This window comes from Stenotrophomonas sp. WZN-1, from assembly GCF_002192255.1.
Taxonomy (GTDB): domain Bacteria; phylum Pseudomonadota; class Gammaproteobacteria; order Xanthomonadales; family Xanthomonadaceae; genus Stenotrophomonas.
This window is the reverse complement of sequence record NZ_CP021768.1, coordinates 1,281,484-1,296,494: the sequence shown is the minus strand read 5'-3', so window position 1 is coordinate 1,296,494 and position 15,011 is coordinate 1,281,484. Positions and strand designations below refer to the sequence as shown.

12 protein-coding genes and 1 tRNA gene are annotated in these 15,011 nt (G+C 66.1%); 5 read left to right on the top strand and 8 right to left on the bottom strand.

Annotated features, from left to right (window positions below; all coding sequences use genetic code 11):
• Positions 1-31: 31 nt before the first annotated feature.
• Entirely contained in the window at positions 32-1,408 is a 1,377-nt protein-coding gene (gene radA / locus CCR98_RS06075; RefSeq protein WP_046983278.1) for a DNA repair protein RadA, read from the bottom strand.
• 148 nt (positions 1,409-1,556) lie between these two features.
• Between radA and CCR98_RS06070 the strand changes: the two genes are divergently transcribed.
• A complete protein-coding gene (locus CCR98_RS06070) occupies positions 1,557-3,614 on the top strand; it encodes a bifunctional diguanylate cyclase/phosphodiesterase (protein WP_087921898.1) in 2,058 nt (685 codons plus the stop codon).
• Between the two features lie 144 nt (positions 3,615-3,758).
• On the opposite strand, the gene cyoD is transcribed toward CCR98_RS06070, so the two are convergent.
• From cyoD to cyoA, 4 genes are read right to left on the bottom strand one after another with little or no spacing between them, the layout of a single operon-like run.
• Positions 3,759-4,100 carry a cytochrome o ubiquinol oxidase subunit IV gene (cyoD, locus tag CCR98_RS06065; RefSeq protein ID WP_065197973.1) on the bottom strand — a complete coding sequence of 114 codons (342 nt, stop codon included), beginning with the start codon at positions 4,098-4,100 and terminating at the stop codon, positions 3,759-3,761.
• Entirely contained in the window at positions 4,100-4,738 is a 639-nt protein-coding gene (cyoC, locus tag CCR98_RS06060; protein WP_005408583.1) for a cytochrome o ubiquinol oxidase subunit III, read from the bottom strand. Before cyoC ends, cyoD begins: the two co-directional genes overlap by 1 nt.
• Positions 4,735-6,732 carry a cytochrome o ubiquinol oxidase subunit I gene (cyoB, locus tag CCR98_RS06055; RefSeq protein WP_087921897.1) on the bottom strand — a complete coding sequence of 666 codons (1,998 nt, stop codon included), beginning with the start codon at positions 6,730-6,732 and terminating at the stop codon, positions 4,735-4,737. Before cyoB ends, cyoC begins: the two co-directional genes overlap by 4 nt.
• Before the next feature lie 2 nt (positions 6,733-6,734).
• Entirely contained in the window at positions 6,735-7,775 is a 1,041-nt protein-coding gene (gene cyoA, locus CCR98_RS06050; RefSeq protein WP_014036394.1) for a ubiquinol oxidase subunit II, read from the bottom strand.
• 352 nt (positions 7,776-8,127) lie between these two features.
• Here cyoA and CCR98_RS06045 point away from each other — a divergent pair, with 352 nt between their 5' ends.
• Positions 8,128-8,763 carry a GyrI-like domain-containing protein gene (locus CCR98_RS06045; protein ID WP_087921896.1) on the top strand — a complete coding sequence of 212 codons (636 nt, stop codon included), beginning with the start codon at positions 8,128-8,130 and terminating at the stop codon, positions 8,761-8,763.
• Positions 8,764-8,776: 13 nt separating this feature from the next.
• Complete coding sequence (locus CCR98_RS06040; RefSeq protein WP_087921895.1) at positions 8,777-9,109, top strand: hypothetical protein; 333 nt, start codon at positions 8,777-8,779, stop codon at positions 9,107-9,109.
• A gap of 64 nt (positions 9,110-9,173) precedes the next feature.
• Here CCR98_RS06040 and CCR98_RS06035 read toward each other — a convergent pair.
• From CCR98_RS06035 to CCR98_RS06025, 3 genes are all read right to left on the bottom strand, one after another.
• Positions 9,174-9,249 (bottom strand) — tRNA-Thr (locus CCR98_RS06035).
• A 50-nt stretch (positions 9,250-9,299) separates the two neighbouring features.
• Positions 9,300-10,304, bottom strand: coding sequence for a 2-hydroxyacid dehydrogenase (locus tag CCR98_RS06030; protein WP_087921894.1), 1,005 nt, complete (start codon positions 10,302-10,304; stop codon positions 9,300-9,302).
• Positions 10,305-10,402: 98 nt separating this feature from the next.
• Positions 10,403-13,276, bottom strand: a complete 2,874-nt coding sequence (locus CCR98_RS06025) for an autotransporter domain-containing protein (RefSeq protein ID WP_087921893.1) — start codon at positions 13,274-13,276, stop codon at positions 10,403-10,405.
• Positions 13,277-13,508: 232 nt separating this feature from the next.
• Between CCR98_RS06025 and CCR98_RS06020 the strand changes: the two genes are divergently transcribed.
• Together CCR98_RS06020 and CCR98_RS06015 are read left to right on the top strand one after the other, a co-directional pair.
• Entirely contained in the window at positions 13,509-14,042 is a 534-nt protein-coding gene (locus CCR98_RS06020; RefSeq protein WP_014036388.1) for a sigma-70 family RNA polymerase sigma factor, read from the top strand.
• Positions 14,039-15,007: a FecR domain-containing protein gene (locus CCR98_RS06015; RefSeq protein WP_087921892.1), complete on the top strand. Its 969-nt coding sequence runs from the start codon at positions 14,039-14,041 to the stop codon at positions 15,005-15,007. Before CCR98_RS06020 ends, CCR98_RS06015 begins: the two co-directional genes overlap by 4 nt.
• Positions 15,008-15,011 lie beyond the last annotated feature (4 nt).

The window sequence follows — 15,011 nt, the reverse complement described above, 5'->3', positions numbered from 1 at the left end:
CGGTGGTGACGCCGGGCCATGCCCGGCGCGATCACGCCGCGTCGATCGCCTCGGACAGGCGCTCCACCGCGATCACTTCCATGCCCTTCACCGAACCGCCCTTGGGCGCATTGGCCTTGGGCACGATGGCGCGCTTGAAGCCATGGGTGGCGGCCTCGCGCAGGCGGTCTTCGCCATTGGGCACCGGGCGGATCTCGCCGGACAGGCCCACCTCGCCGAAGGCAATGGTCTTTTCCGCCAACGGCCGATCCTGCAGCGAGGACAGTACCGCCAGCAGCACCGGCAGGTCGGCGGCGGTCTCCTGCACGCGGATGCCACCGACCACGTTGACGAACACGTCCTGGTCGCCAACCAGCACGCCCCCGTGGCGATGCAGCACCGCCAGCAGCATGGCCAGGCGGTTCTGCTCCAGGCCGACCGCGACACGGCGCGGGTTCGACAGCGGCGACGCATCGACCAGCGCCTGCACTTCCACCAGCAGCGGCCGGGTGCCCTCGCGGGTGACCATCACGCAGCTGCCCGGTTGATGGGTGCTGCCGCCGGACAGGAAGATCGCCGATGGGTTGGAGACCTCCTTCAGGCCCTTGTCGCCCATCGCGAACACGCCCAGTTCGTTGACCGCACCGAAGCGGTTCTTGAACGCGCGCAGCAGGCGGAAGCGGCTGCCGCTCTCGCCCTCGAAGTACAGCACCGCGTCAACCATGTGCTCGAGCACGCGCGGACCAGCGATGCCGCCCTCCTTGGTCACGTGGCCGACCAGGAACACGGCGGTGCCGGTCTCCTTGGCGAACCGCACCAGCCGTGCCGCGCTCTCGCGCACCTGGCTGACCGATCCCGGCGCAGCGGTCAGGCTCTCGGTCCACAGGGTCTGCACGGAGTCGGCCACGATCAGCCGCGGGCCGGCCTTGGATGCATGCTGCAGGATCGACTCCACCCCGGTCTCGGCCAGCGCGTTGACCCCGTCCAGCGGCAGCTCCAGCCGGTGCGCGCGGCCGGCGACCTGCGCCAGCGACTCCTCGCCCGTGACGTACAGCACCGGCAGCACGGCGGCCATCTTCGCCACCGCCTGCAGAAGCAGCGTCGACTTGCCGATGCCCGGATCGCCACCGACCAGCACCACCGCGCCCTCGACCAGGCCACCGCCCAGCACCCGGTCGAACTCGCCGATGCCGGTGGAGACCCTGCGATGCTCGGTCTGCTCCACGTCCTTCAGCGCGGTGATCTTCGGCGGGTCGATCTTGCCGGCCCAGCCGGCCCGGCGCGAGGCCGGCGCCTTGGCCGCCGCCGCGCTTTCCAGCACGATTTCCGACAGCGAGTTCCAGGCGTTGCACTCGGTGCATTGGCCCTGCCACTTGCTGAATTCGGCGCCGCATTCATTGCAGACGTAGGCGGTGCGGGCTTTTGCCATCGGATGATTTCCAGCAACGGGAACAGGCGTGGCAGGATAGCCGAGCCGGGTCGCAGGTGCTGCGACCGCTCAAGTCCTGCCCACCCGCGCCGATAGGGGTCGCGGGCGTGCGCCTTGCGGGCGCCCCTCCCTCCCCACTGGATTCAACATGACTGGCAGTTACAGTCAGAGCCTGGTCATCATCTCCCTGCTGGTGGCCATTCTTGCTTCGTACACAGCGCTGGACATGGCCGGGCGACTGGCCACGGCCGAGGGCCGGGTGGCCCGCTGGTGGCTGACCGGGGGCGCGGCGGCCATGGGGCTGGGCATCTGGTCGATGCACTTCATCGGCATGCTCGCCTTCGACCTGCCGATTCCGGTGGGTTACGACCTTGGCATCACCCTGTATTCGCTGGCGGTCTCGATCGGCGCCTCGGCCTATGCGCTGTGGCTGGTGTCGCGGCCCAGCCTGCCCTGGCGCCGGCTGCTGGCCGGTGCCGTGCTGATGGGCCTGGGCATCGCCACCATGCATTACCTGGGCATGGCGGCGATGCGCATGCAGCCGGGCATCGACTACCACGCCGGCTGGTTTGCCGCCTCCATCGCGGTGGCCATCGGTGCCGCCGGTGCCGCCCTGTGGATCGCTTTCCGCCTGCGCGCCGAGCACCGCCACACCCTGCTCCTGCGCGCGCTCGCGTCACTGGTAATGGGCCTGGCCATCGTTGGCATGCATTACACCGGCATGGCCGCCGCGCGCTTCCCCGAGGGCAGTATCTGTGGCGCCGTCGGCAGTGGTGGCATCGACACGCGCTGGCTGGCGGTGCTGGTGATCGTCACCACCGTGGCCACGCTTGGCATCGCCCTGGTGGCCTCGCTGTTCGACCGGCAGATGCGCGTGCGCACCGGGCTGCTGGCCGACTCGCTGGCGCACGCCAACAACAAGCTGATCCAGGCCGCACTGCATGACCCGTTGACCCAGCTGCCCAACCGCATGCTCCTGCAGGACCGCATCGAGCAGGCCATCGAGAAGGCGCGACGCCGCAACCATGCGGTGGCGGTGATGTTCTGCGACCTGGACGGTTTCAAGGCGGTCAATGATGCCTATGGCCACCAGCTCGGCGACCGCCTGCTGGTGGCGGTGGCGCAGCGCATCGGCAGCCTGCTGCGGCCGCAGGATACGTTTGCCCGTCTCGGCGGCGACGAGTTCGTGATCGTGCTGGCCATCGATATTCCCGACGATGCGGTGGTGGTGGCCGAGCGCATCATCGCCGCTGCCGGCGAACCGTTCACGCTGGATGCGGCCGAACTGCAGGTCAGCGCCAGCCTGGGCATCGCCCTGTACCCGGATGACGCCAGCAACGAGCGCGAGCTGATGGCGCACGCCGATGCGGCGATGTACCACACCAAGGAAACCGGGCGGAACGGCTATACCTTCTTCACCCCGTCGATGCAGCTCAGCGCCAACCGCCAGCTGCGCCTGCTGCAGGACCTGCGCAAGGCGATCGCGCGTGACGAGCTGCTGCTGCACTACCAGCCGAAGTTCCCGGCCGCTGGCGCACCGGCTACCGGCGCCGAGGCGCTGCTGCGCTGGCAGCACCCGGAACTGGGCCTGCTGGCGCCGGATGTGTTCATTCCCATCGCCGAGCGCAGCGGCCTGATCCTGCCGATCGGCGACTGGGTACTGGACCGCGCCTGTGCGCAGCTGCGTACATGGCACGAGGCCGGGCATACGGAATGGTCGATGGCGGTGAACCTGTCGCCGTTGCAGTTCGCCTCGCCGGCGCTGCTGGACAGCGTGCGCGAGGTGCTGCAGCGGCACCGGATCGAACCGGCACGCCTGACCCTGGAGATCACCGAGACCACGGCGATGAAGGACGTCGACGCCAGCCTGGCGATCCTCAACGACCTGACCGCGATGGGCGTGCACATCGCCATCGATGATTTCGGCACCGGCTATTCCAGCCTGCTGTACCTCAAGCGCATGCCGGCCACCGAACTGAAGATCGATCGTGCGTTCGTGCACGACCTGGAACGCAATGACGAGGACGCCGCCATCGTCTCGTCGATCATCGCGCTGGGCCGCACCCTGCAGCTGCAGGTGGTGGCCGAAGGCGTGGAGACCCAGGCGCAGCGCGAATACCTGAGCGAGCTGGGCTGCGACCAGTTGCAGGGTTATCACCTGGGCCGGCCGATGGATGCCGAGGAGTTCCTGCGCCGGGTGGGGTGAGCCGGTGTGCGGAGCAAGCTCCGCACCCACCACGCCAGAAGATCCACGCCATGCGTGGATGTTCCTCGCCGCCCTCCCCCCCTGCACTGCAAACAAAAAGGCCGCCCGAGGGCGGCCATTCTGCGTGGCAACGTCGCGAAGACGTCAGTGCATCATGTGCACGTTCATGTTGTGCATGACCCACAGGGTACCGACCACGATGATGCCGATCACCACAACGGTGAAGGCCGCAGCGTTGACGTTCCAGCGGCTTTCCGAAGAGCGGTCCAGGTGCAGGAAGAACACCAGGTGGACCAGCATCTGCAGCACCGCGGTGACCGCGATCACCACACCGTTGACGGTGCGGGAGAAGTCACCCGACATCACCATCCAGAACGGGATGACGGTCAGCACCACCGCCAGCACGAAGCCGATCAGGTACGACTTCACGCTGCCGTGGCTTTCGCCACCGGTGCCGTGATCGTGTGCATGGTTGTCATGTGCCATTACAGCGCTCCATTGAGGTAGACGACGGAGAACACGCCGATCCAGATCAGGTCCAGGAAGTGCCAGAACAGGCTCAGGCACGCCATGCGGGTCTTGTTGGTCGGGGTCAGGCCGTACTTCTTCAGCTGCACGAACATCACCAGCAGCCACAGCAGGCCGGCGCTGACGTGCAGGCCGTGGGTGCCGACCAAGGCGAAGAACGCCGACAGGAAGGCACTGCGGTCCGGGCCGTAGCCCTGGTGGATCAGGTGCTGGAATTCCCACACTTCCATGCACATGAAGCCAAAGCCCAGCAGCCAGGTGATGCCCAGCCACAGGTACATCTGGCCCATCTGCTTGCGGTGCATGGCGATCATGCCCAGGCCGAAGGTCAGCGACGAGGTCAGCAGCAGCGCGGTTTCCCACGCCACGAACGGCAGCTCGAACAGGTCCTTCGCGGTGGGGCCACCATCGGTACCGCCGGCCAGCACCACGTAGGTGGCGAACAGCGAGGCGAAGATGAGGCAGTCGCTCATCAGGTACACCCAGAAACCGAAGACGGTGTTGCCGCCGGTGTCGTGGTGCTCGTGGTCGTCATGGCCATGGGCCGCCGCGTGCGCGGCGTGCCCGTGGCTCAGGGTCGAGGTATTGGTGCTCATGCCTTCAGCTCCGACTTCACCAGGCCCTGGGCTTCCAGGTGCTTGCGGTGTTCGTTCTCGATGCGTTCCACCTCGGCGGCCGGGACCCAGTAGTCCACGTCCTGGTCGAAGGTGCGGTAGATGAACGTGGCGATCATGCCGACGAAGCCGACGATGGCCAGCCACCAGATGTGCCAGATCATCGCGAAGCCGAACACCAGGCTGAAGGCACCGATGACAACGCCCGTGCCGGTATTGCGCGGCATGTGGATGTCGGTGTACTTGGCCGGCTTCGGCCAGGCTTCACCACGCTGCTTGCGCTCCCAGAAATCGTCCAGCTCGGTGACTTCCGGCAGGGTGCCGAAGTTGTAGAAGGCCGGCGGCGAAGAGGTTTCCCACTCCAGCGTACGCGCATCCCACGGGTCGCCGGTCAGGTCGACGGTCTTCTTGCGGTCGCGGATCGACACGGCCACCTGGATGATCTGGCACAGGATGCCGGCGCCGACGATGAAGGCACCCGCAGCTGCGATCAGCAGCAGCGGCTCATAGGCCGGGTTGACCGTGCTCTGCAGGCGACGGGTCATGCCCATGAAGCCCAGCACGTACATCGGCATGAAGGTCACGTAGAAGCCGATGAACCAGCACCAGAACGCGCACTTGCCCCAGAACTCATTGAGGCGGAAGCCGAACATCTTCGGCCACCAGTAGGTGATGCCGGCGAACATGCCGAACACCACGCCGCCGATGATGACGTTGTGGAAGTGGGCGATCAGGAACAGGCTGTTGTGCAGCACGAAGTCGATGGCCGGGATCGCCAGCATCACGCCGGTCATGCCGCCGATGACGAAGGTGACCATGAAGCCGATGGTCCACAGCACCGGGGTGGTGAAGTGCACGCGGCCGCGGAACATGGTGAACAGCCAGTTGAAGATCTTCACGCCGGTCGGGATCGAGATGATCATCGTCGTGATGCCGAAGAAGGCATTGACGTTGGCACCCGAACCCATGGTGAAGAAGTGGTGCAGCCACACGATGAACGACAGCACGCCGATGCAGGCAGTGGCGTAGACCATGCCCTTGTAGCCGAACAGCGCCTTGCGCGAGAAGGTCGCGATGACTTCGGAGAACACACCGAACGCCGGCAGGACCAGGATGTACACCTCCGGGTGACCCCAGATCCAGATCAGGTTGATGTACAGCATGGCGTTGCCGCCACCGTCATTGGTGAAGAAGTGCGTACCCAGGTAACGGTCCAGGGTCAGCAGCACCAGGGTGATGGTCAGCACCGGGAAGGCAGCGACGATCAGCACGTTGGTCACCAGGGCGGTCCAGGTGAACACCGGCATCTGCATCAGCTTCATGCTGGGGGTACGCATCTTCAGGATGGTGATGAAGAAGTTGATACCGCTCAACGTGGTACCCAGGCCTGCGACCTGTAGACCCCAGATGTAGTAGTCCATGCCGACGCTTGGACTGTATTCGATGCCCGACAGTGGCGGGAATGCCAGCCAGCCGGTGGCAGCGAACTCACCGATCCACAGCGACAGCATGATCAGCACCGCACCGGACACGAACAGCCAGAAGCTGAGCGAGTTGACGAACGGGAACGCGACGTCGCGCGCACCGATCTGCAGCGGCACGGCCAGGTTCATCAGGCCGGTGATCAACGGCATCGCCACGAAGAAGATCATGATCACGCCGTGGGCGGTGAAGATCTGGTCGTAGTGGTGCGGCGGCAGGTAACCCTCGGAGCCACCGACGGCGATGGCCTGCTGGGTACGCATCATGATGGCGTCGGAGAAACCGCGCAGCAGCATGACGAAGGCGACGATGAGGTACATCACGCCGATCTTCTTGTGATCCACCGAGGTGAACCACTCCTTCCACAGATAGCCCCACAGCTTGAACTTGGTGATCAGGGCCATGACGCCCAGGCCACCCAGCACCGCGCCGACCAGGGTGGTCAGCACGATCGGATCGTGGGGGATCGACTCAATTGAGAGTTTACCCAACATGTTCATTCTCCCGAACCTGCGTGGCCGGCATGGCCCGCGTGTTCGTGTTCGTTGGCATCCAGGTTTTCACCCGATTCCTTGGAATCATGCGCGTCACTGGGGGCATGGCCCTCGTGCGCTTCATGGCTGGCGGCATCGGCAGCGGCGGCACCAGCGTGCGAGTGCTTCATGCCGTAATGCTTGTTGTCACCCATGTGCTTGGCGAGGACCCAGTCGAACAGGCCTTCTTCGGTCTTGCCGAAGTAGGTGACCGGGTACCACTCGGCGTTGCGTGCTTCACCCAGCGCCTTGAACGAAGCCTTGTCCAGGGTCTGCTCGCCGGCACGGACCTGGTCCAGCCACTGGCGGTATTCGGCATCGGTGACCGAGTAGGCGGTGAAGTGCATCTTGGCGAAGCCCGCGCCGCTGTAGTGCGAGGACATGCCCGGGAATTCACCGGTCTCGTTGGCGATCAGGTGGAGCTTGGTCTCCATCGCAGCCATCGAGTAGATCATGCTGCCCAGGTGCGGGATGAAGAAGGCATTCATCACCGAATCGGACGTGATCTTGAAGTTCAGCGGCGTGTTGACCGGGAACTTGATTTCGTTGACAACCGCCACCTTCTCTTCCGGATAGATGAACAGCCACTTCCAGTCCAGCGAGATCGCCTCGATGGTGACCGGCTTGACGTCCGAATCCAGCGGACGATACGGGTCCAGTGCGTGCGACGAGCGCCAGGTCAGGACCGCCAGCACCAGCACGATCATGCAGGGAATGGACCACACCACCACCTCGATCGCCGTCGAGTGGGACCACTTCGGCTCGTAGCGGGCCTTGGTGTTGGAGGCGCGATACTTCCACGCGAAGGTCAGGGTCATGATGATGACCGGGATGACGACCAGCAGCATGAGCACGGTGGCCGTGATCAGCAGGGTCTTCTCATCCTGGCCGATCTGGCCCTTCGGACTGAGGATGGCCACCGCATCGCAACCGGTGAGCATCACCAGCAACGACAGCAGCAGGCCCGGGCGCAACCAGCGCCCAAGGGTTTTCAACGGAATCATCGGTCGATCCAATTGCGAGGGAATGCCGTTCCCCGTCCTGCCTGTTCCGGCCAAAGCCGGTCCCACCGGTCCGGAAGACAGGCAGGGAGGTGGGGTCGAGTCAGCCTTTCAATTTTAGGCCGTCACCCACCATTTAAGAAAGGCATTGACAATGATCGAGCGCAGGAAAGGCCCGATTCTGGCTGCGACACGTTGTCGCACCGCGCAGGCGCGGCGGGCAGGACGCCCGGGGGCGGCATCCTAGCATCCGGTGCTGGCCGGCGGTCCGCCCTCGTTCGGCAAAGTCATCTGAACCTGTTCAGGCGTGCTGGCAGGTGCCCGGCATGGGATGCTCGGCGCAGGAGGAAGGCCCGTGGCCAAGATCGACTTCAGGAAGCGCGACCGGGCGCTCTATCAATCGCCCGCCGGCAGGTTCGTACGGGTCGATGTGCCGCCCCTGCCCTACGTGATGGTCGATGGTCGCGGCGACCCGAACACGGCCCCCGCCTACCTGCAGGCCGTGCAGTGGCTGTATTCGGTGAGCTATGCATTGAAGTTCGCGCTGAAGGCCATGGGCCAGGACTACGTGGTGCCGCCACTGGAAGCATTGTGGAGCGCCGAGGATCCGGCCAGCTTCGTCGCGCGGCGGAAGGATGAGTGGGCCTGGACCGTAATGATCCGCACACCTGAGGGCATTGGCCCTGCGCAGTGGCAGGCCGCGATCAGCAAGGCGCGTACGAAGCTGGGAGAGGCTCCGCCCAGCCTTCGTCATGAATTCCTTGCCGAGGGCCCCAGCCTGCAGACCATGCACGTGGGCGCCTACGACGACGAAGGCCCCATCCTGGCGTATCTGCATGACGAACTGATGCCCGCACTGGGATACACCTTTGCCGGCCCCCATCATGAGATCTACCTGAGTGACCCGCGCAGGACCAACGCCGCGCGGTTGAAAACCGTACTGCGGCAGCCGGTGCGGCCAATTGAGCCTGATGAGGACTCCCACACGTGACACAAGGAATGCCATGCGCCTGATCAGCCGACTGCTGCACTGGACTACCCTGCCCACTGGGCGCCGCCTGATGGCCGTGCTGGGTGCTGCGCTGGTGATCGTGCTGGCCTGCAATCCGGATCTGCTGCCGTTGCTGCCGGTGGTGGACGCGCTGGGGCTGGATGTACTGATGCTGTTGCTGGGTGCACAGGTGGTGGCGGTACTGCCTTGGGCGCGGGAGCATGCCGCGCGCGGGACCAGGGTGCTTGCACGCCTGATGATGGGCGCATTGGCGGGAGCGGCAGGGGGATATCTCCGGCAGCTCGCGTGGTGGATGGCGAAGGATGCGGGGATGGCGCGGCGTTGATGGCGTCTCGCCGCTAATCGGCCAAACAAAAAGCCCCGACCAAAGGCCGGGGCTTTTCTACAACTGGTGCCGGAAACAGGAGTCGAACCTGCGACCTACGCATTACGAATGCGCCGCTCTACCAACTGAGCTATTCCGGCGGAGCCCGCGATTTTACGGGCTGGGCGCCCCGGCGGTCAATCCACCCGGCTCAGCCCGCCTCCACTCGGTTCGCACACACCCGCCCCTCGGCGAAATCCTGCAGGTTCCCCAGCGTGATCGCCGAGATCTCCTGCAGCGCCTCCACGGTGAAGAAGCCCTGGTGGCCGGTCACCAGCACGTTGGGGAAGGTCATCAGGCGCTGGAAGGCCTCGTCGTCGATGATCTCGCCGGAGAGGTCCTGGAAGAACAACGCGCTTTCCTGCTCGTAGACATCAATGGCAAGGTGGCCCAGCCGCCGTGATTTCAGCGCGCGGATCACCGCATGGGTATCGACCAGCGCGCCGCGCGAGGTGTTGACCAGCATCGCGCCGGTCTTCATCCGCGCCAGCGAGGCGTCGTTGATCAGATGCTGGGTATCGGGCGTCAGTGGGCAATGCAGCGACACGATGTCGGCGCGCGCCAGCAGTTCATCCAGTCCAACCATGTCGCCCACGCCGGCGAAGGCCGGCGACGGGTACGGGTCGTGCCCCAGCACGGTGCAGCCCATGCCGTTGAAGATGCGCGCGGTGGCCAGGCCTATCTTGCCGGTGCCGACGATGCCGACCGTGCGCCCGTGCAGGGTGCGCCCGAGCAGGCCATCGAGCATGAAGTTGCCCTCGCGCACGCGGTTGTAGGCGCGATGGGTCTGCCGGTTGAGCGTCATCACCAGCGCCAGCGCATGCTCGGCCACGGCTTCAGGGGAATACGCCGGCACCCGCGCGACGAACAGATCCAGTGCTTTCGCGGCTGCCAGGTCCACATTGTTGAAGCCGGCGCAGCGTAGCAGTACGACACGGACACCCAGCGCATGCAGCGCGTGCAGTACCGGCGCATCGAGACGGTCGTTGACGAACACGCAGACCGCGGCGCAGTCCTGCGCAAGCGCGGCGGTATGCACGTCCAGCGCAGCATCGAAGTACACGAACGCGAAGCCCTGCCCGACCGCATCGCGCTGGTTGGCCTCGTCCAGGAAGCGACGATCGTAGGGGCGTGCACTGAAAACGGCGATCTGCATGGACGGGGCCTGGCTGGAGTTCCCTGCCGACCATACCGCAGCACCTGCCCTGATGGGATGGCCCCGGCGATACGGATATCGCCGGGGCCGAGTACCCCTTAGAACCGATAGCCCAGGCCCAGCATCACTCCATTCTGGATCTGCCCGTCCCGGCGCTCGCCTACGTAGTCGGCCATGATCGACAGGCGCTCGCTGGCGCGACTGGTCACGCCCACGTTCCAGGCCAGCACCTGCTCGCCCACGGCCTGGCTGCTGGCACCAAACACCAGATCCGGGGCCGCAGCGAAACCAGTGCTGTAGCGCGCCTGCGAATCGCCCAGCTCCTTCTGCCAGACCACGCGGGCACGCGGGGTGATGCGCTCGCCGTTGTTGCCCTCGAAGGTCTTGAACAACTGCAGGCCGGCACCAACACGGATGCTTTCCAGGCTGCCGCTCCGACCGACCAGCGCACCGGCACCCTGCCCTTCGTTGAAGCGGGTTGCCGACGTCCGTGCGTAGTCCACCACCGGCAGCAGCGGCTGGATCACCAGCCCCTTGCCGGTGGTGAAGGAGAACGCATGCTCGACCCGCGCCGAGATCGCATCGTTGCTGTATCGGGCACGCAGCGGCTGCTGCAGGCCCTCGATGGCGGAGAGGTTGCGGCGGGTGTCATGGCGCAGATCGGTATAGCGCACGGCCGCCGACAGGTAGCCACGCGAGTAGGTCGCATCCAGGTAGCCGCCCACGTCCAGCGCGCGCACGTCACCACTGAAGCCGGAGCCGTCGCTGGCCTTGGTCGACATATCTGCCGCGGCCACGCTGACACCCAGGGTAATGCGGTCATCGGCCAGGCGGGTGTCGGCACCGACCACGATGCCACCGATGTTGTGGCTCAGGCCGGCCACGCCACCGTCGGCGTCGATACGGCCATGGCTGGCGAAACCGCGCGCCCACAGGCCATGGCTGCGTTCCGTCGCATCGCCACCGCCAGTCCCCTCGCCGGCCGGTTCGACCAGATGCATGGCCAGCTGGTTGAACAGGCTGCCATGGCGCATGCCCGGCTGCGCCGACACCGACTGCGCCGCCTGCGAAGCCAGGCCATCGGCATCGCCGCCACTGCGCATCGCCGCCTGGTGCTGCTGCACCACGTTGCCGATGCTGCCCAGCAGTGCGTTGTCGGCCAGGCGCAGGCTGGCATGGGCATCACCGCGCAGGGCGCCGGCCTGCTGTGCGATCACATCGCGGTCGGTGAACTGCAGCGCGCCAAGCAGCGACTTCAGGCCGCTGTCCTGGCGGTCCGAAGCGGCTGCCAGCGCGCGCCCCAGCCCGTCGCCGGAGGTGCCGTTGGCAAACAGCCCCAGCTGGTCGAAGCCCGGGTTGGCGGTCAGCCACAGGCCGTCGGCCGTCTGGTTGACGTTGAAGCTGAGCAGCGAATTGTGGCGCGGGCGGAACACTTCACCGCCGGTGATGCTGGCGCTGTAGCCGGTATCCCCCAGCCGCACGACATCCTGGAAGCCGCCCTGGTAGATCGGCCCTTCCACCAGGTCGCGGCGGTAGCCACCGGCATAGAAGCCCTGGGCCACGTTCAACGCCAGGTGTGCGCCCTGCGCGATCACCAGCGCGCCCTCTTCGGCACCGCCATCATAGAAGCTGCCGACACGCAGGCGGCCACTGCCGGTGCCACCGGCCTCGGTAACATCGAACAGCACCTGCCCGCCGGGCATGATGTTGACGTAGCCGTGGGTGACCAGATCGCCGCCTCGTGGCATCAGCGTGCCGAACACGCGCAGGCGGTTGAAGCCGTCTTCGCGGTAGGACGGGCCGCTGCCATCCAGCAGTGCATCGGTGTCGATGCCCACCGATGCGATATCGCCGTGACCGACCACGACGCTGCCCGGCATCACCCGCAGCTCAGGGGTACGCAGCGCACCGCCCTCCAATGCGATGGTGCCGTTGTCGACCAGCATGAAATCGGCGCCGGTGGTTTCGGCGGTGCGCCAGGTGGCGCCATCGCTGACACGGATCACGCCGGCGGAGTTGGCCAGGGTCGAGACATCCAGATCGGCCAGCCGCAGCTGGCCGCGCAGTTCATCCTGCAGGTCGGGGTCGGCAAGCAGTTGCTGCAACGACTGCGCGCCGATGCCGTTCGCCCCGCGCGTGGAGAAGTTGTACAGGCTCACCGCGTAGTTGATGTAGGTGCTGGCCCAGTCGGTGTTCCAGCGCGCGAAATCGTCGTCGACGAAGGCCTGCAGCTGGCGCGCGGTGCGCAGGTAGCCCGGGTTGATGTCGCCGCTGACGTTGCTGGTGACGGCCAGGGTGTCGCCCGGATCGCGGTAGCCTGCCGTATTGATGATGTTGTTGCTGCGGATGTCCTGGCCAGGGAAGGACTCCAGCTTGCTACCGCTGCCATCCGGATCGAACGTGACCGACGTACCCGTGGTACGCGCCGGGTCGCGGAACACCAGCAGGCCGTTGGGCGCCACCACTTCGTACATGGCCTTGTGCAACAGGCCGGCATCCATGCCGCCGCCGTAGTTGCCGGTGTAGATCTGGGTCATGCGCGGCGACGGTGCATAGGTGATCCTGCCACCACTGCTGGCAGCATGGATCTGCACCGAATCGACCAGCGGCAGGTCGCCGCCGAGATAACGGTTGACGCCGCCGGACTGCATGATCGAGCAGGACGAAATGCAGTGGCCGGACACGATGGTATCCAGGCCCTGGGTGCGGATCATCGCCTGCAGCCACTCGCCGGCGATCAGCGCGCCACCATTGGACGTACGCAGCACGACTTCGCGGATCGGACGGCCTTCGGCCTGCGCCTTGGCCAGCAGTGCGGGCAGCGCCACCACATCGGCAACGGTGACGCCGCCGCTGAGGAAGACGCGATCATCCTGCACGTGATAATTCATTGCCATGACGTCATCAACCGCCGCCATGGCGGTGATGCCCAGCAGCCCTGTCAGGGCCAGGCTCAACTTCGAATGCTTCATGTGTTCTCTCTCTCCACCCACAACGCGCGGGTCAGGAGTTCAACGTCCGGGTGGCGCGAACTCCCCCAGCGCAGCGGCCCTCGAAACATGAATGCATTCACAATGAAATCATGGGCCACACCCACTCTTCCCCATCCGGTCATCGTCGCGTAAAACTCGAAGACGTACCCGCCACCGACGCCCGAGGCCAGCCCTGTCCGCCCCTTCTCCTCTGATCCATCGCGCGCCGGACCTGTCCGCGCCGGCGGACGCGTTCATTGCGTTCGTGCGGGAGGAACGCGCGCCGTTGTGTGCGTTCCTGCGTACGCGCGGTGTTGGGCCGGAGGATGCCGAGGACATCGCGCAGGACTGCATGGAGCGGCTGATCCGCTATCGCGCGCACAGTGCCGACGAGCTGCGGCTGCTGCTGTATCGTATCGCCCGCAACCGCCTGGCAGACCGCGGCCGTTCGTCGCAGTCGCGGCCGCATCTGTCCCTGGCTGAGCACGATGGCGGCAACGAACCTTCCAGCACGTCGCCCGATCCATTGCGCCAGGCCGAGTCCGGGCAGATGCTGTCCCTGCTGCGGCAGGCCCTGTTCAAGCTGCCCGAGCGCGCGCGCGAGGTGTACCTGCTCAACCGGATCACCGGCATGAGCTATACGCAGATCGCGCGGCACTGTGGAATCACCGCCAAGACCGTGGAAAAACATATCGCCCGCGCCCTGCAGGGCCTGCGCCAGGAACTCGGATCGGATCCGCTGCACAACGACAGGGACAACGGATGAGTCACGCCAGGCCCCGGGAAGACACCCAGCTGTTCGAACGCGCCAGCGCCTGGGTGGCGCGGCTGGAAGCTGCGGACTGTACGCCGGCCGAGCGCGAGACGTTCGAGGACTGGCTGGCCGAAGACCCGGCGCATGTCACCGCCTGGATCCAGGCCGAGACGCTGTTCCAGCAGGGCGAAGAACTGGCCGCCGACCCGTGGCTGCGCACTGCCGCGGCACGCGTGGCGCGGCCGGTGCGGCGCCGCTGGCTGCCGGCGCTGGGCGCTGCCGCAGGCGTCTGCCTGGCCGTCGGGATCGGCTGGATGGTGGCGATCGACGGCAACCCCACGCCGCTGCGCTATGCCAACGATTCGCACCAGCCCCGGCAACAGACGCTGGCCGATGGCAGCGTGGCCACGCTGGATGCCGGCACCACCCTGCACGCCCGTTTCGGTTGGCGACAGCGCAACCTGATACTGGAACGTGGACGCGTGCAGCTGCAGGTTGCGCCGTCGGGCAAGGCGCTGCAGCTGCGTGCCGGCGACAGCACCGTCCGCGACATCGGCACCACCTTCCAGGTGGAACGCCTGCACGACGGCCTGGTCGAAGTCGCGCTGCTGGAAGGCGCGGTCGAGGTCAGCAATGGCGGGACCCAGCACACCCTGGCGCCTGGCCAGCAACTGCAGGTACTGCCGTCGGGCCGCATCCAGCCCGGCCCGGCACTGTCGTCCAATGCCGCCGCTGAAGGCTGGCTGCAGGGACAGCTCGTGTTCGATGCCACGCCGCTGTCGATCGTGGTCGAACGCATGAACCGCTACGGCCGCACGCCACTGGTGATCGCCGATCCGGAGATCGCCAACCTGGCGGTGAGTGGCACCTTCCGTGCCGGCGACGCGCAGGAACTGCTGTCGGCGCTGGAACTGGGTTGGTCGGTGGCTGGCCAGACGCGACCGGATGGCGCGCTGGAACTGCGCCGCACGTACTGAGGAG